The 16,895-nt window shown below is 39.7% G+C and carries 17 protein-coding genes and 1 pseudogene; 6 read left to right on the top strand and 12 right to left on the bottom strand.

Features of this window, described 5'->3' with window-relative positions; translation table 11 throughout:
- The first annotated feature begins 51 nt into the window (after nt 1-51).
- Complete coding sequence (locus P20311_RS18240; RefSeq protein WP_008115600.1) at nt 52-672, top strand: 2OG-Fe(II) oxygenase; 621 nt, start codon at nt 52-54, stop codon at nt 670-672.
- On the opposite strand, the gene ubiA is transcribed toward P20311_RS18240, so the two are convergent.
- Nucleotides 669-1,547 (bottom strand): 4-hydroxybenzoate octaprenyltransferase, encoded by an 879-nt coding sequence (gene ubiA / locus P20311_RS18235; protein WP_008115598.1) that lies wholly within the window; start codon nt 1,545-1,547, stop codon nt 669-671. The genes P20311_RS18240 and ubiA overlap by 4 nt on opposite strands.
- Nucleotides 1,544-2,089 (bottom strand): chorismate lyase, encoded by a 546-nt coding sequence (locus P20311_RS18230; protein WP_008115597.1) that lies wholly within the window; start codon nt 2,087-2,089, stop codon nt 1,544-1,546. Before P20311_RS18230 ends, ubiA begins: the two co-directional genes overlap by 4 nt.
- Before the next feature lie 249 nt (nt 2,090-2,338).
- Here P20311_RS18230 and P20311_RS18225 point away from each other — a divergent pair, with 249 nt between their 5' ends.
- Nucleotides 2,339-2,737 carry a flagellar basal body-associated protein FliL gene (locus tag P20311_RS18225; protein WP_008115596.1) on the top strand — a complete coding sequence of 133 codons (399 nt, stop codon included), beginning with the start codon at nt 2,339-2,341 and terminating at the stop codon, nt 2,735-2,737.
- Here P20311_RS18225 and glpG read toward each other — a convergent pair.
- The 6 genes from glpG to P20311_RS18195 all read right to left on the bottom strand — a co-directional run bounded on the left by glpG (nt 2,734) and on the right by P20311_RS18195 (nt 8,000).
- A complete protein-coding gene (glpG, locus tag P20311_RS18220) occupies nt 2,734-3,555 on the bottom strand; it encodes a rhomboid family intramembrane serine protease GlpG (protein ID WP_008115595.1) in 822 nt (273 codons plus the stop codon). The genes P20311_RS18225 and glpG overlap by 4 nt on opposite strands.
- Nucleotides 3,552-3,869, bottom strand: coding sequence for a thiosulfate sulfurtransferase GlpE (glpE, locus tag P20311_RS18215; RefSeq protein WP_008115594.1), 318 nt, complete (start codon nt 3,867-3,869; stop codon nt 3,552-3,554). Before glpE ends, glpG begins: the two co-directional genes overlap by 4 nt.
- A 65-nt stretch (nt 3,870-3,934) precedes the next feature.
- Nucleotides 3,935-4,960: an L-threonine 3-dehydrogenase gene (gene tdh, locus P20311_RS18210; RefSeq protein ID WP_008115593.1), complete on the bottom strand. Its 1,026-nt coding sequence runs from the start codon at nt 4,958-4,960 to the stop codon at nt 3,935-3,937.
- Between the two features lie 52 nt (nt 4,961-5,012).
- Nucleotides 5,013-6,209, bottom strand: a complete 1,197-nt coding sequence (locus P20311_RS18205; protein WP_008115592.1) for a glycine C-acetyltransferase — start codon at nt 6,207-6,209, stop codon at nt 5,013-5,015.
- Nucleotides 6,210-6,372: 163 nt separating this feature from the next.
- Nucleotides 6,373-6,942 carry a D-glycero-beta-D-manno-heptose 1,7-bisphosphate 7-phosphatase gene (gene gmhB, locus P20311_RS18200; protein WP_008115591.1) on the bottom strand — a complete coding sequence of 190 codons (570 nt, stop codon included), beginning with the start codon at nt 6,940-6,942 and terminating at the stop codon, nt 6,373-6,375.
- Nucleotides 6,939-8,000 (bottom strand): glycosyltransferase family 9 protein, encoded by a 1,062-nt coding sequence (locus tag P20311_RS18195; protein WP_008115590.1) that lies wholly within the window; start codon nt 7,998-8,000, stop codon nt 6,939-6,941. Before P20311_RS18195 ends, gmhB begins: the two co-directional genes overlap by 4 nt.
- A 123-nt stretch (nt 8,001-8,123) precedes the next feature.
- Between P20311_RS18195 and P20311_RS18190 the strand changes: the two are divergent.
- Nucleotides 8,124-8,847: pseudogene (locus P20311_RS18190) on the top strand (3-deoxy-D-manno-octulosonic acid kinase).
- A 3-nt stretch (nt 8,848-8,850) separates the two neighbouring features.
- On the opposite strand, the gene P20311_RS18185 reads toward P20311_RS18190, so the two are convergent.
- Both P20311_RS18185 and P20311_RS18180 read right to left on the bottom strand, forming a co-directional pair.
- Nucleotides 8,851-9,936, bottom strand: a complete 1,086-nt coding sequence (locus P20311_RS18185; protein WP_008115587.1) for a glycosyltransferase — start codon at nt 9,934-9,936, stop codon at nt 8,851-8,853.
- The gene (locus tag P20311_RS18180; RefSeq protein ID WP_008115586.1) at nt 9,933-11,006 is read right to left on the bottom strand and encodes a hypothetical protein; all 1,074 of its coding nucleotides are present in this window, start codon (nt 11,004-11,006) and stop codon (nt 9,933-9,935) included. Before P20311_RS18180 ends, P20311_RS18185 begins: the two co-directional genes overlap by 4 nt.
- Nucleotides 11,007-11,186: 180 nt before the next feature.
- On the opposite strand from P20311_RS18180, the gene P20311_RS18175 reads away from it, so the two are divergent.
- Entirely contained in the window at nt 11,187-12,734 is a 1,548-nt protein-coding gene (locus tag P20311_RS18175) for a capsule assembly Wzi family protein (RefSeq protein WP_008115585.1), read from the top strand.
- A gap of 58 nt (nt 12,735-12,792) precedes the next feature.
- Here P20311_RS18175 and hldE read toward each other — a convergent pair whose 3' ends face one another.
- Nucleotides 12,793-14,235 carry a bifunctional D-glycero-beta-D-manno-heptose-7-phosphate kinase/D-glycero-beta-D-manno-heptose 1-phosphate adenylyltransferase HldE gene (gene hldE / locus P20311_RS18170; protein WP_008115584.1) on the bottom strand — a complete coding sequence of 481 codons (1,443 nt, stop codon included), beginning with the start codon at nt 14,233-14,235 and terminating at the stop codon, nt 12,793-12,795.
- Nucleotides 14,235-14,825 (bottom strand): SIS domain-containing protein, encoded by a 591-nt coding sequence (locus P20311_RS18165; RefSeq protein ID WP_008115583.1) that lies wholly within the window; start codon nt 14,823-14,825, stop codon nt 14,235-14,237. The genes hldE and P20311_RS18165 overlap by 1 nt, the downstream gene beginning before the upstream one ends.
- 235 nt (nt 14,826-15,060) lie before the next feature.
- On the opposite strand from P20311_RS18165, the gene waaA reads away from it, so the two are divergent.
- On the top strand, nt 15,061-16,341 hold the full coding sequence (gene waaA / locus P20311_RS18160) for a lipid IV(A) 3-deoxy-D-manno-octulosonic acid transferase (protein WP_008115581.1): 1,281 nt from the start codon (nt 15,061-15,063) through the stop codon (nt 16,339-16,341).
- Nucleotides 16,338-16,886 carry a DUF1415 domain-containing protein gene (locus tag P20311_RS18155; RefSeq protein WP_008115579.1) on the top strand — a complete coding sequence of 183 codons (549 nt, stop codon included), beginning with the start codon at nt 16,338-16,340 and terminating at the stop codon, nt 16,884-16,886. The genes waaA and P20311_RS18155 overlap by 4 nt, the downstream gene beginning before the upstream one ends.
- The last annotated feature ends 9 nt before the right edge of the window (nt 16,887-16,895 follow it).

Raw genomic sequence — 16,895 nt, 5'->3', positions numbered from 1 at the left:
TAAAGTTTTTTTACATTACACTAACGCTCCCTACTATTATGACTAGCGTTGATGAACAACTTTACCGCTACTGAAATTTATTTAGAGCACATTGAAACGCATGGCTATGCCATTATTGAAAACGCCATTGATAATGGCTTAATTTCTGATTTAATGGCTGATTGTTATAGAATAAACCCCCACTTTAGCCTTGCCGGTGTTGGTCGATTAAATAATTTGCAAATCGATGATACTGTTCGTAAAGACAAAACCTATTGGTTTGATGGCAGTTCAAATGCACAACTTGGCTACCAGCAAGTAATGGAAGCAGTTCGTAATACGCTTAATCGAACTTTCTTTATGGGTTTGTTTGATTATGAATGTCACTATGCAAAATATACGCAAGGTGATTTTTATAAAAAACATGTAGATGCATTTAAAGGTCGTTCAAACCGTGTTTTTACTACCGTATTATATTTGAACTCTCCAGAGGAAGGTGGAGAGCTAGTTATTTACAAGCCTAAAAGTAAAGACATAGAAATAGTAATAAAACCCACGGCAGGCACTTTGGTATTATTTGAAAGCGAACGCTTTGTACATGAAGTACTTCCTGCTGTTGATAACCGCTATTCGATTGCTGGTTGGTTCAGAAAAAACGCGTCAATTAGTGGCATTATCGACCCACCCCGTTAAGCAAAAACGGGATAAGAAAATAATAAACCAATAAAAATAGCCAGTCCTACGTAATGGTTATTTAAAAATGCTTTAAAACAATTATCTCGCTGGCGTAAATGAATCAAACGCTGTTGATACACAAGTAACATTGCTGCAATAGCTAATCCCAACCAAAAACTAAATCCTATTTGGTTCATCAACCCAATTAAAACCATCAACGCAAAAAAGCTAAAGTTAAGTATCGCTATAATATGGCGGTCATAACTGGCGAATAAAATAGCGGTTGATTTAACTCCTATTTTTAAATCATCGTCCCTATCAACCATGGCGTACATAGTGTCGTAAGCCACCGTCCAGCAAATATTGGCAATAAATAGCAACCATGCCTGCACGGGGAGAGAGTTTGTTGACGCCATAAAAGCCATAGGGATTGCCCAGCCAAAAGCCGCGCCCAATACAACTTGAGGAAGTTGCGTGTAACGTTTCATAAAGGGATAACAAAACGCTAATCCAAGCGCACCAAACGATAACAAAATAGTATTGGTATTAAGCATTAAGACTAATATAAAGGCGATGGCAACGAGTAATAAAAACAAACTAATTGCTTCGCCACTACTTACCGCTCCGGTCGCTAGCGGACGCTGACAAGTACGTTTTACTGAGCCATCAATTTTTCTATCTGCGAAATCATTAATAACGCATCCAGCGCTGCGCATAACTATTACCCCAAGGGTAAACACAATGAAATTAATTAAGCTAGGCAGACCTTCGTTCGCAATCCACAGTGCCCAATAAGTTGGCCAAAGCAGCAATAAAGTGCCTATGGGCTTATCTATTCGCATTAACTGGATGTAAAAGGGAATATGATGAACTGACAAAGCGGCTAATTTCATGAGTATAAATAAGCTCCTGGTAAAAAAACCTCACAAACCAAAAATTGATAGTTGTGTAAAGAAAATACGCTGCGTCTTCCCAGTAAGGGACGGTTCGGTAAATTAAGTTCGCTCACCAGTGACTGCAATGTGTGGTTATCATCAAAGCGCGCAATTTCAATATCGGTACGCTTTAACGCAGGATCTTGAAAGATCACATCACCTAACGGGCGCTCTCCCATATTGTGCAGCTGATTGTTTGTATTGTTACTTGTTATTGGCAACCAACTTTGAGCATAAACAATCGGTTGTTCATCACACAACAGTAACACTTCACGGTTAAGCACCGTGTTTACCTGATCACTTAATAACGCTTGCTGTGATTGCGAAAGGTCTACTTTTTGCTCGCTCAACACTTTTACAGCAAAGTGCTGAGACTGACTTTTTAATTTAGCCGTTAAAGAATGGGGTTCAAATAACCACTCTTGCTCAGCGCTAGATAAGCCACTGACTTGAGCAGTATTCTGCCAATCAGCAGATAAAGAAAGAGGAAAAGTAATCACAATAGCTCTATTTGATAAAAATCAGTGAGATCATAACATTGCCAACGAATTTGAAAAAGCGCGATTTGCTCACCACCAAGCACACCCTATATTATAAAACGCTAATTAGCATTTGACTCTCGCTATTGCCTATCCCAAACTTGAGTCCAGAGTACTTTTACATAACACAACAAATAACAGCATCTTGCTGTATCTTATTTACTAATAAGTATAAACTATTTGTAACCAGTTTACGGAAACGCTTTTGAAATGAAAAAAACAGTATTTACAGGCCTTTTTATTCTTTTAGTCAGCCTAACTAGCTTATCAGCACGTGCTGAGTCTACTGTGGGTTATTTTGGGTTTGAGCCAGATATTATTACCAATTATATTGGTCCATCTAGTAAAAAAATGGGCTACGTACGTGTCACGGTTGATTTAATGCTAAATAAAACATCCGACATTGCCATTGTAGAACACCACACCCCGCTGTTACGTGATGCGCTAGTAGAGATATTATCAAAAGAGCCTGAAAACAAAATAAAGTCTTTAACAGGGCGTGAGCAAATTCGCCTTAAAAGCGCAGAAAAACTAAAAAGCTTACTTAAGGAAGAAACAGGCCAAGAAATAATCCGAGACCTGTTATTTACTAAATATTTATATCATTAGCCGCTTTTTGTTTTAAAAAGCTGAGCGGTATAGGCAAAAGCCATACCGCTAATAAGCCCACCTAAGTGTGCCCAATTAGCCATTCCAACAAATAATACATCTGCAAAACCAAGTACTAACCATACCAGCATAAAACCAACAATCGCGGTTGTAACCAGTGCAGGCTGTTTAGGGTTAAGCGCGCTGTAAATCCAACAAAAGCCTAACAACCCATATACAACACCGCTAAGCCCACCAAAGTTAGGACCGACCATTAAGTACTGTGCCCAATTACTTATTAAAGCGGTAACTAAAAACAGCCCGATTAAACTCGACTTACCGCATTGCTTTTCAATGTTATCACCCAGCGATACCCACCAGATTAAGTTAAACACAATATGCATAGCGCTAAAATGCACAATAGCAGGTGTTAACCAGGTAAGTGGTGACGCAGGATTGAACTGCAACGCCATATAAATAGGCTCAAACGCACCAAATAAAAAGGCAACATAAACAATAATGCTGAGAATACTAACACCTTGATTAAGCCAGCTTAAGGCTTTAAAACGAGCGACTAAATTAAGTGACTGCCCTTGATACTTTAACGGTGACTGCGTAGTACCTACTTGCCATGATGCTTGTTGGTAACGCTCATGATTAGGGTTTTTAGCAAATTCGTTCCATAAAGGCTGCACTGCATGAAAGTCTTCAGGTGCCACACTAATAACAAGCGTATGGCCATCCTCAGTACGAATTTGCCCTGTAAGCCCTTGGCTTTTTAGGTAATCTATAAAGCCCTGTGCAGCGCGGGGATTAGTTAGGCTACCAAGCTCTATCATCGTGCTACTTTATCCTTGTAAGCGGCTTCCCACGCAGTAAAACCACCATCCATACTGTAAACATCTTCAAAGCCTTGCTCTACTAAGTAGCTGGCAGCACCTTGTGAACTCATGCCGTGATAACAAACAATAATAATCGGCTGGTCAAACTCTTTTTCCATCATAAATTGGGCGATATTTGCATTTGAAAGTGCTTCAGAGCCAGGAATGTGCCCTGCCTGATACGAATTAGGATCGCGAATATCGGCAATCACCACATCCTCTTTGTTTAGTAGTTCGAGGGTTTGTGCGATTGATATATGTTTAAATGCCATAGTACTCTCTTATAATTACAAAAAAGGCGACAAATGCCGCCTTTAATTCTCTTAACAGTGGATAATTAATCCCAGTTAAGAATTACTTTACCTGATTGGCCTGAAATCATCATATCAAAGCCAGCTTGGAAGTCATCAATTGAATATTGATGAGTAATAATTGGTTTTAAATCAAGTCCTGATTGAATCAAGCTGGCCATTTTGTACCAGGTTTCAAACATCTCACGACCGTAAATACCTTTGATCACTAAGCCTTTAAAGATAACTTGATTCCAATCGACCGCCATATCTGAAGGTGGAATACCTAACATGGCAATTTTGCCGCCATGATTCATATTATTTAGCATGGCATTAAATGCACTCGGAACACCTGACATTTCTAGGCCAATATCAAAGCCCTCTGTCATACCCAGCTCTTTAGCTACATCTTCAAGCTTTTCATTCGCAACGTTTACAGCACGCGTTGCGCCCATTTTACGCGCTAAGTCTAGGCGGTATTCATTTACGTCGGTAATAACTACATGACGAGCACCTACATGTTTAGCTACTGCGGCTGCCATAATACCAATAGGGCCTGCACCGGTGATCAATACATCTTCACCCACTAAGTCAAACGATAAAGCGGTATGTACTGCATTACCAAACGGGTCAAAAATAGAGGCAAGTTCATCGCTAATGTTATCTGGAATTTTAAAGGCATTAAATGCTGGAATAACTAAGTACTCAGCAAATGCACCTTCGCGGTTAACACCTACACCGGTTGTATTACGGCATAAGTGAACACGACCAGCACGACAGTTACGACAATGACCACAGGTTATATGACCTTCACCTGATACACGGTCGCCAACATTGAAACCGCGCACTTCTTGGCCCATGTCAATTACTTCACCCACGTATTCGTGGCCAACCACCATAGGCGTAGGAATGGTATTTTGTGCCCACTCATCCCACTTATAAATATGAACATCGGTGCCACAAATAGCCGTTTTACGAATCTTAATTAACAGATCGTTATGACCCACTTCAGGCTTTGGTGCATCTGTCATCCAAATGCCTGGCTCTGCTTTTAACTTTGATAATGCTTTCATAATCCACACTCAATTAAAAAATCGCGACTTTAGCCGCGATTTAACAAGAAAATTAAATAACACCAATCTCTTTACCAATACGGGTAAAGGCTGCAATGGCTATATCAAGCTGTTCCTTGCTGTGCGCTGCAGAAATTTGGGTACGAATACGCGCCTGACCTTTTGGTACAACAGGGAATGAAAAGCCAGTTACATAAATCCCTTCAGCCAATAGCTTATCAGCCATAAGTGACGCTACTTTGGCGTCTCCTAGCATCACTGGAATAATCGCATGATCTTTACCTGCACAGGTAAAACCTGCCGCTTCCATTTGCTCGCGGAAGTATTTAGCATTTGACCATAGCTTAGCGCGAAGCTCACCGCCATTTTCAAGCATTTCTAACACTTTGATTGATGCCGTTACAATTGAAGGCGCTAATGAGTTTGAGAATAAGTATGGACGTGAACGTTGACGAAGCCACTCAACAATTTCTTTTTTACCTGAGGTATAACCACCAGAGGCTCCACCAAGCGCTTTGCCTAAGGTACCAGTAATAATATCAACACGGTCGAGTACATTACAGTACTCAGGTGTACCTTTACCGTTTTCGCCAACAAAACCAACGGCATGTGAATCATCAACCATAACGAGTGCGTCGTATTTGTCGGCTAAATCACACACTGCTTCTAAATTACAAATAACGCCATCCATTGAGAACACGCCATCAGTAGCAATTAGTTTAGTTTTAGCACCGGCTTCATCGGCTGCAATTAATTGCTTTTCTAAATCTGCCATATCGTTATTTGCATAACGGAAACGTTTTGCTTTACATAAACGCACGCCATCAATAATAGATGCATGGTTTAATGAATCAGAAATAATCGCATCGTCTGCACCTAAAATAGTTTCAAACAAGCCCGTATTCGCATCAAAACATGATGAATACAAAATGGTGTCTTCAGTTTCTAAGAATTGACTGATTTTTTTCTCGAGCGTTTTATGAATATCTTGTGTACCACAAATGAAACGCACAGACGCTACACCAAAGCCATGGTCATCTAAGCCTTGTTGCGCCGCTTTAATAAGCTCTGGGCTGTTAGCTAAACCTAAGTAGTTGTTAGCACAAAAATTAATAACTTTTTCGCCTGATGCCACTTCAATTTGAGCTTGCTGCTGCGAAGTGATAACACGTTCATTCTTGTACAAACCTTCCGCTTTAACGTCTTCGATTTGCTGTTGTAATTGGCTAAAAAAAGCAGATGCTCTCATCTGTGATCTCCATTTGGTTGAACGGGTTAAACAGCAGACGTGTTGCTGCTATTTATAATGCGGGTATTGTAAAAGTTTAAGCGCCAAATTGCACTGTTTGTCATTCGTCGCAAATTACCTAACTGGCAGGAAAAGCTGCCAGTTTACAGGCTTGAGGTGTGTACTACGTTAGATCAGCAAACAAAGCCGGAAGGTCGTTGATTGAGTCACAAACATAGTCAGCAAAATTTACAGCTTTGTCATCAAATTTTTGCCCTGAACGTACCAGTACTTTGGTACGTACATTAGCGCTAATGGCAGCGTGCATGTCACCTAATTTGTCACCCACCATCACACTAAGCGCAGGGTTGATATGATGATCTTCTATTCCTTGAAGTAACATGCCAGGCGCTGGTTTTCTGCAATCGCACTCTTTTAAATAATCTGGTAATGCGTTTTTAGGATGATGAGGACAAAAATAAACGTCCGTAATTTCAATTTGATGAGCGCTAAACTGCGCTTTCATCCACTCGCTAAGTGTTAAAAATTCGCTCTCAGAATAATAACCACGGCCAATGCCTGACTGATTAGTCACTATAATTATTTTATAGCCCGCATCATAAAACGCTTTGCATGTTGAAAACACACCGTCTATAAATTCAAACTCTTCGCTTTTAAACACATAACCATGATCAACATTTACTACGCCATCACGATCTAAAAAAAGCGCCTTGTTAGTGTTCTCTTGATTCATAACAGCGACTCTTTTTTAACAACATGATCAAACATTTGTTTTACTGCATCGGTGGTTATTTGGCTCATTAAATCATCGCCTTTAACACGAGTACCCCAAGGCAATTGCTCGGCGATTTTACCTGTTTGCTTTACTAAGTTTTGATGGTAAACCTCAACAACATAGTCTTGGTATAAATAAGGCCCCGTACGCGCAGGGTTTGAATGCGCATATAAACCAATAACGGGCGTACCCACAGTCACCGCCATATGAGCTGGGCCTGTATCGGGCGCAAGTACTAAGCTTGCCCGTTTAAGTAAGCACAATAATTCTTTGAGTTTTGTTTTACCCACCAAGTTCAGAATGGGTGAATCAGAGTGTTTAATGATGTTATTTGCTAAATTAATTTCCAGTTCAGTCGGTCCACCAGTTAATACTATTTTAAACCCCTGTGTATGTGCATAATCCGCAAGCGCAGCATAGCGATCGGCTAACCAGTTACGCTGTGCTTTACTTGCTGCTGGCGAAATAACAAATAGCTTATTTGATAAATAATCGTCACCTAACAGCTCATCAGCTTTAGCTTGATCTTTGTTGGTAAAGGGCATATTCCATACAGGGACATAATCATCAACACCAATCGCTTGGGCAAAGCCTTTAAATCCCTCTAAAACATGCGCCTGAGATTGGGCTTTAATGCGTTTATTAATAAATAAACTATGTAGCTCTTTTGAACGAGCCCAGTCAAAACCAATTTTAACTTTGGCAGGAATACAGCGAGCAACAAAACCTGCTCTTAAAGCCACTTGCATATTAAGCAGTACGTCAAAACACTGCCCTTTAAAGGTTTGCTTTAACTGTTTCAGTGCCGCTTTACCTTGTTTTTTATCAAATACAACAAGCTCAACGCCTGGTAAGTCAGCTAACAGCATCGCCTCGACCTTACCTATAACCCATGTAATTTTGGCATTTGGGTGTGCTTTTTGAATAGCTTGTACCGCACTTACTGCATGGCATACATCACCAATAGCAGAAAGACGTAAAATACAAATTGAAGTGTAAGTAGGCGCTGAAGTCACACGTTTCCTTGGAGGTAAAATAATAAAACCTGATCTTAAATTATAATCGCGTCATTGCAAGTACTTATCCTTAGCGTTAAAACACGTTAATATGTGCACATATTAACGCGAACCCTATGAGCTATGTTTAATCAACACGTCAAAAATAACCATGTCATTTTGAGCCATCCTCAATATAGCAGCCAGATAGAGTTAGATTGGTTTGAGCCCAATTTCTGGCAGCAACAGCAAAAAATTGTTGGCGCTAAAAAGGGACGTGCAACCGCATGGTTTTTTAAACACGCAGATTTAACGGCTGTGTTGCGCCATTATTGGCGTGGCGGCCTAATAGGAAAACTACTTAGTGACCAATATTTATATTGGGGACTAGAGCAAACGCGTGTTTATCAAGAATTTAGCTTAATGACTCGATTAATAGAGTTAGGCTTAAATGTACCAAAGCCTATTGCAGCTAAAGTGAGTCGCTATGGCTTCATTTACCGAGGTGATATTATTACTGAAGCGGTTAGCGGCGCTAAAAGTATATTAGATATACTGATTGAACGCACATTGAGTGAAGCTGAGATAAAAAAAAATAGCACAAACTATTGCCCAATTTCATAGTAAAGGGGTTTATCACGCTGATTTAAATATTAATAATATTTTATTTGATGACTCTGGTGATGTTTACATTATCGACTTTGACCGTGGCGAAATAAAAGTTCCCCATAAAAAATGGCAACAAAGCAATATGTCTCGCTTACAGCGCTCCTTTTTAAAAGAGCAAAGCCGCAATAGCAACTTTCATTGGCAGCAAAACGATTGGCAGCGTTTAGATAAACACTATCGTGACGGGTTAACCCAATAAAAACTAGTTTGCTAATGCTAAGTATTGCTCTGTTACCCTATCGGCACACACTTTTTCTAAAATAGCTGCTTTGCCTACATTTGGGTTATCTGCGAGCACTTGCTTAACTGCCAGCACAAGCTTTTCGCTTTGACCAATTGGTACTAAATATTTGCTTAACTCACCTGTAAGTATTTCACTTGGACCATGAGGACACTCAGTACTGACAACTGGTGTTCCTACAGCCAAAGCCTCAACTAACACATTACCAAATCCTTCAAAGTCTGAGCTTAACAACAAAGCCTTAGCCTGCTTAATCCAATTATAAGGATTTTGTTCAAATCCAGGTACAATAAGTTGATTTTCAATTCCGTATTGTTTGGCTAACTTAAACGCTTTCTCTTTTTTATTACACAACAATACCAATTTATATTTTTTATCTAATTTGGCAAATGTGTCAAACAGAACATCGTGACGTTTTTGTTTAGCAAAACGTCCCACATGAATCAAGTAAGGTGTATCTGGTATATTAATATTTGATTCATTAGCTTGCTCATTAATTTCTTTAAAATTAAAGGGGTTATAAATAGTTGTTATAGCACTTGGACTAATTAAGTTGCCTTGCTTTATTTCTTCTTCAACCCCTTTAGAAACACAAATCAATGATTTACCATTTAAGTTTTGTTTGCTTTTTTTAAGATATAAATATGAAAGCGGACCTAGTTTTTTTTGCCTAGCGAGCTCTGCATTAACTGAGTTATGAACAACAAAATGGATATTTTCTATTTTACTTTTTGCTAATAAGTTATTACTACGATCTAAATTAGAAAGTACTAAATCAATAGAACCAAGTTGAAGTAGCTTTTGTTCAAACCATGCTTCTAATACTTTAACATTCTTTTTTATCTGCCAAAATCGATCAACTTTTGTTGCTCGACCTGAAAATAAACTTTCAACAGATAAGGGGTTTGGAATGTCATATTCAATATTTTGCGCCAATGACAAAATAGTCACATTGTGGGCTTTTGATACCATTTCCTGCGCCAAAGTAAGCATTACTTTTTCAGCGCCACCACCAACGAGAGAGTCAATTACAATAACAATATTCATAGCTTACTTCCTATTAACAACGCTTGTACTCCTTTGGTTATAACATCAAAGCTATGCACATTTTCTAACGACTCGTATTGGCCTACTGTATTATTATAATTTGGTTCCAAAAGTAGCTCTTTTATTTTTTGGGTAATATCTAAAATATCAAGCTCAGCCTCTTTAACAACACCGGTACTCGCACAACGAACAACTCGCTCATTTTGATCTTTTGAAATAGCACATGCTATCGTTGGCGTTTGTAAAGTAATGGCTTGAAGTAAAGTATCGCCCGCGCTTAATAATGCCACCTTAGCCTGACTTAGTAAGGCTAAAAATTCAGTCCCCTCTTGGCTTGGCAAACAAATTAACTCATCGCTTTTAGGTAACGACTTAGTGTAATTAGGACCAAACACCACAACCCCTTTTAAACCTGTTTCTTTCGCAATATTCAGTGCTGCTTTATAGTAGATATCAGCACAGTTTTGGCCATTAAGGGTGTGCCCACCAGAACCTGCGTTAACAATAAAGAATTCTTTCTCTTTCAATTGATAACGGGTTAGTGCATCGGATTTTTGTTGCGCTGATGCAAACACTGTAAATGGCCCAACATTAGCAGGATAGGCCAGAGACAACATGCTCAATTTTAGCTTTTCATACCACGAAAGAGGTTCAATACAGTAATCAGGCTGAACCACCCAATGAGTATCAATAAGGCCCGCTCTATTAAGCTTTAAACCTTTTGCTCGCTTTTTTGCATGCTGTGAAATAAAAACAACTTTAGCACCCACTTTTTTTGCAGCTTTCATTTGCTCAGCGCGTCCTGCACAATCAAATAGCACCGCATCTGGTTTGTATTGCTTAATAAACTGACATACATGCGTATTTTCTTTTGTTGCCGATTGATTTAACAATAAGGTAGGAAATGGGCAGTTTTTAGCATAAGCCGTGTGCTTATTTAAAATGAAATGAATATCTAACGAATTGCCGTACTCCGAGGTAAGGGAATGAGCTAGCTGTAACGAGCGCATATATTCACCAATACCTTCAGGCGATGACACGGGAATAAATAAAAGTCGTTTGTTGCTCATTACCATCTCTTTTTTTTCTTTGCAGCGAGTATATCAACGAGATCATTTTTCCGATAGAGCTACAATGTTTTAATCTAATCTATAGTGGCATTTTAAATTTATCTTGGTTGATTTAATTACTGCAATAGAGAGCGTAGATTGCTAAACTTGTCGGCAATTTCAATCATAAGGATCTGAGCTTTGCGAAACAAAATTTTTATACTTTCTTCGCTTTTTTGTGCCGTAACTACAACCGTAAATGCTGAACCTTGGGTAAAGCCTGATGACTATGGTCTTAGGGCAGATATACAACAGCTTGCCGATGCAGGTATAATTTTAGCGCCAGTAACAACGTACCCATTAATGTGGAAAAGCTTTATTAATGATGTTAACAATACTTCGTTAGAACAATTACCCCCTCAACTGCAAGATGCGTTATTACGTGTAAAACATCGTTATAAGTCAGAAAATAGCGGTTCGCATAGTGTACAGCTTTCGGCATTTGCCAGCTCAGATCCTCTTGTAGCCACTAGCTTTGGTGCCACCAATAGCCAAGAATCAGAGTTAACTGCTGCCTACGCTTATTTAGGACATAACTTTGCAGCTAAAATAGCGATTAATCATCGTAATGATGGCAAAAAATGCTTAGTCGACGGTAAAACAACTGATGATATAGCTCAAAACGAGCAAGCACTAACTGACTGCAATGATACCTCTCTAGATGACAGCTATTTAGCGTATCGTATGGGTAATTGGATTGTAAGAGCGGGTGCCATTGAGCAATTTTGGGGTCCGGGTGTTGATAACAGCTTAATTATGTCTGGTAATGCAAAACCTTTACCTGCCATTAGTATTTCTCGTGAACAAAGCAGTGCCTTTGAAACACCTTGGTTAAGTTGGATTGGTCAGTGGGGGTTTACTGCACAAATGGCTAAGCTGGAATCAACCCGCGTTATTCCTGATGCGTTATTGTGGAGCACTCGGGTTAACTTTCGCCCCGTTCAACAATTAGAAATAGCACTGAGCTGGTCAGCACAATGGGCTGGTAAGGGACAACCAAGCTCGGCTAGTGATTTTATTGATATGATTGCCGGTGATACAAAATGTGTTGATGGCACTTCTAATTGTGATAGCCAGTTAGAGTCAAAAATAGGTAATCAATTAGCTGGTATTGATATTCGTTGGTCAGATACATTATTTAATCAACCTTATGCCGTTTATGCCAGTACGATTGGTGAAGATGCGAGCTCACAGTTTAAACCAGCTGATAGAGCGTACTTATTTGGCTTACAAACAACACATCGTGTTTACGAGCAGAATTTACTAGTCAACTTAGAATACATTGATACAGGTGTGTCTTGCTCTGCGGGGTCAACGACCGAAAATTGCTATTATGAGCACACTGATTACCAATCAGGGTATCGTTACCATGGTCGCCCTATCGGCTCTACCTATGATAATGATGCTCAATCACTAGTATTAACCGTACTTGGGCAACTCTCAAGCGGAACTGACTGGCAAGTAAAATTACGTGATATTGACTACAACAGCGACAACCGTGACCGTTACCCAAATAACCCAGACTTAGGTAACTCGATTACCAAAACAGCATTTAGCTCTAAACAGCTTGAAGTACGTTACAGAATGCTTGCCATGGGGGGGCGCTTTACCCTTGGCGGACTTGCCTCTAATAACGATGGAGCAGAAAACGATACGTCTGCATTTGCAAAGTTCGAATATAACTTTTAGTTTTGTAAGTATAAAAAAGGGGATAAACCAAAGTTTATCCCCTTTTTTATTTCACTAACTAGCTAGCTTTTAATTTGCTAATCACTTTTGATGTAGAGCAACCATCTAAAAACTCAAGCACTTCTACTTTTCCGCCATGACGCAACACATGCTCGGCACCAGCAATTTGCTCAACAGTGTAATCACCACCTTTAACAAGAATATCTGGGCTAATTTGCTCAATTAGCTTTGCTGGAGTGTCATTTTCAGCCTCACTGCCAAACGGAATAACCCAATCAACTGAGGCTAATGCACTTAAAACCATAGCACGCTCATCTAATGGGTTAATTGGGCGCTCAGGGCCTTTTAAACGGGCAATGGATTCATCGTTATTTAAACCAACCACTAATCTATCACCACGCGCTTTAGCTTGCGCTAAATAGCGCACATGGCCTGCATGCAAAATATCAAAACAACCATTAGTAAATACAATGGTTTCTCCATTTTGCTTTGCAAATTCAATATGTTGTAATACATCATCAAATGGGGTTTGATAATGCTCGCCAGTGGCTTGTAAGTATTGGCCTAACTTGCGGCTCAACTCTTCAGGAGAAACGGTAGCCGCTCCCAATTTACTTACTGCAATACCTGCAGCTAAGTTTGCAATTTCGACTGCATCTTTGGCGGTCATACCCGCACCTAGCATTACAGCTAATGTAGCAATAACAGTATCGCCCGCACCGGTTACATCACTTACTTCGAGTTGTTGCGCTGCAAAGTCATGCTTTTGCGTTGCATCAATTAGCGACATACCTTGTTCTGAGCGTGTTAGTAGCATGGCGTTAATACCCGCATCACTAATCAGGGTACGCGCGCTGCTAGCAAGCAACTCTTCTGAACCAACCTGACCACCCGCTAATTTAAACTCATTTAAATTAGGGGTTATGTAATCAGCTCCACGGTACAACTCTAAATCAGATGATTTAGGGTCAACAAGCACGGTTTTACCTGCATCTTTAGCAACCGAAATCATTTTTTGGATTAGCGCGAGTGAGCCCTTGTTGTAATCAGAAAATACAATAAAGTCGTAATCACTCAGCACCAGCTCTAATCGATTTAATAACAACTGGCTATGAGACTCATTAAAAGCCTCTTCTAAATCTAAACGCACAACTTGTTGATGACGACTGATCACCCGCATTTTAGAAATAGTCGGCAAATCGCATACACTCACAAGCTGTGAATTTATTTTTTCACCCTCTAGAATGTTTTCTAAAATTTGTCCGCTTTCATCCTCGCCAATTAGGCCAAGTAAACCCACTTTGCCATCTAGTCGGGCTATATTTTTAGCCACATTGGCGGCACCACCGGCTTTGTCTTCAAATTTACTGACTTTTACAACGGGTACTGGTGCCTCCGGCGAAATACGGCCAGAATCACCATACCAGTAGCGGTCGAGCATAACGTCACCAACCACTAAAATACGCGCTGCTGATAAGTTTTTTAATAGCGATAAATCCATTACTGCTGCTCCGCAACAACCATATCCATGGCTTCACACAGCCAATGGCCAATAAACATGTGTGCCTCTTGAATACGGGCTGTTTCATCATTTTTAATAATAATAGGTAACTTGGCGATGTCTTTTACTTTACCTCCATCGCGACCTGTAAATGCAACAGTGAATGCTCCTATTTTATTAGCGGCTTCTAACGCTAAATTAATATTATTACTGGTGCCCGATGTAGTTAAGCCAATTACGATATCTTCAGGTTTACATAGCGCCTGAACTTGGCGTTCAAATACTGTGTCAAAATGATAGTCATTACTGTGCGCTGTTAAAATAGAGGTGTCTGTGGTGAGAGCAATAGACGCTAACGGTCCTCGCTCTAACTTATAACGTACCACAAACTCTGCAGCCAAATGCTGAGCATCAGCCGCACTGCCGCCATTACCAAACCAAACAACCTTACCACCAGCCTGTAAAGCACTATGACATGCTTCTAACAACTGCATTACCTCTTGATGATACGCCTCCATGGTTTCGAACAATACTTGGTGACGATTTAAACTTTCTAGGTAGCTAGTTGCCACTGAATCTATAATTGACATGAGATATTCCTCTTGGAACTGAAATGGCAGGAAAAATTAATTTCATTATTCCATAATTTTATAGCCAAATCACCTCTATATAACTAAATTAAAGTACGGGTAGAAAGTTATTATTCAGATAAAGAAGGTTTTTATCGTTGTTACCTTTTTCAAGTTGCTATTTTATATTTGTGTATTTAGAAAAAAACGATTTCACGCTAAACTAGCGCCACTTTCATCTATATAAAGCAACAGTATGGCACGCATTTTTTATTCACTCGCATTAATTATTATTAGCCCGCTGATTGTATTTTATTTATATGTATTAAGAGGTAAAAAAAACGCGGGATATCGCGCTCACTTTAAGGAACGTTTTGGCTTCATAAGCCGCGCTTTATTTTCAAACAACAAACCAGTTGTATTTCATTGTGCTTCAGTGGGCGAGGTGTTAGCTGCAACTCCTTTAATTAAAGCCCTACAACATGAACAACCGCAGTTAAATATTTTAATTACCTGCAATACTCCAACAGGACGAGAGCAAGTTACCGCACAGTTTAAACAAAGCGTTGCTGTTAGTTATTTACCCATTGATTTTCCTATGGCCACCACTCGCTTTTTAAAACGAGTAAAACCGCAATTACTCTGTATTTTAGAAACGGAACTATGGCCGAACTTAATGGTTAATGCGCACAAACAAAATATACCCGTATTGGTTGTTAACGCACGTCTATCTGAAAAGTCTCAGCAAGGCTACGAAAAAGTGGCCCAGCTAACTCGCAGTATCATGCAATCAATTACCGCACTTGCAAGTCATGACAAAACAGATGCAAATCGCTTTATTGAATTAGGGCTACCTGCTGAAAAAAGCCGTGTAACGGGATCAATAAAATTTGATATTACCCCAACCACTGCACAACTCGATAAAGTAGCCTCTTTAAAGCAACATTATAAAAAAGCAGAACGCTTTATATGGGTCGCAGGTTCTACACACCCTATAGAGCATGAGTTTATTTTAGCAGCCCACCAGCAACTACTAGAAACACATCCTGACGCTTTACTGATCATTGCGCCACGTCACCCCGAACAATTTGATAAAGTTGCAGAGCTACTGACTCACTCTAATCTCAGCTTTAGTCGTCGCAGTCAAAAAAATTATAATAATGAACAAATTGTGTTAGCCGACACATTAGGTGAATTACAATATCTATATGGTGCCGCTAATATTAGCTTTATCGGTGGCAGCTTAATTCCTCGTGGTGGCCATAACCCATTAGAGTCGGCAGCTTTTTCAGTGGGTGTACTTACCGGCCCTCATACCTACAACTTTAACCATGTTTACCCTGAACTGATTAAACTCAAAGGCGCCCATGTGGTTGAAAATACTGACGAACTGGTGCTTGCATTGCTTCGCTTAATTAAAAACACCAAAGCGTGTGATATTCTTGGCAGTAAAGCAGCTCAGTGCGTTGCTAAAAACCAAGGCGCTATTGCCAAAACGCTTGCCATTATAACTCCTTATTTAGAGCCAAAATCGTGACCAACTTAGCTATATCTCAAACCCGTGAATGGGTAAGCGCTGTGATTGTAAAATACAATTTTTGTCCATTTGCCCGTAAAGAAGTTGAAAATAACTGCATTCACTACACCATTAGTAACACCTCAAAAATTGATGATGCTGTTATGGATATGCTTGAACAATGTATCCAACTTGACCGTGATCCTCAGCGTGAAACCACTTTATTAATATTTGATAATGGCTTTACTGATTTTGAAGATTTTTTAGACCTTGTTGACTTAGCCAATGCGCTATTAGTTGCACAAGGATTTGAGGGAAAGTACCAAATTGCAAACTTTCATCCTGATTATGTATTCGCTGATAGTGATGAAGATGACGCTGCAAATTATACTAATCGCTCGCCTTTTCCTACTTTACACTTAATACGTGAAGCAAGCATGAGCGCGGCACTAGATGAATACAACGAGCCGGAGTCAATTCCTGAGCACAATATCAACTTAGCTCGCCGTAAAGGCATTCACTTTTGGCAGCAGCTACTTGAAAATTGCAAAAAACCGAGCGCATAAGCTCGGTTT

It is taken from the genome of Pseudoalteromonas sp. BSi20311, from assembly GCF_000239875.1.
GTDB lineage: Bacteria > Pseudomonadota > Gammaproteobacteria > Enterobacterales > Alteromonadaceae > Pseudoalteromonas.
This window is presented reverse-complemented; position numbering and strand designations above follow the sequence as displayed.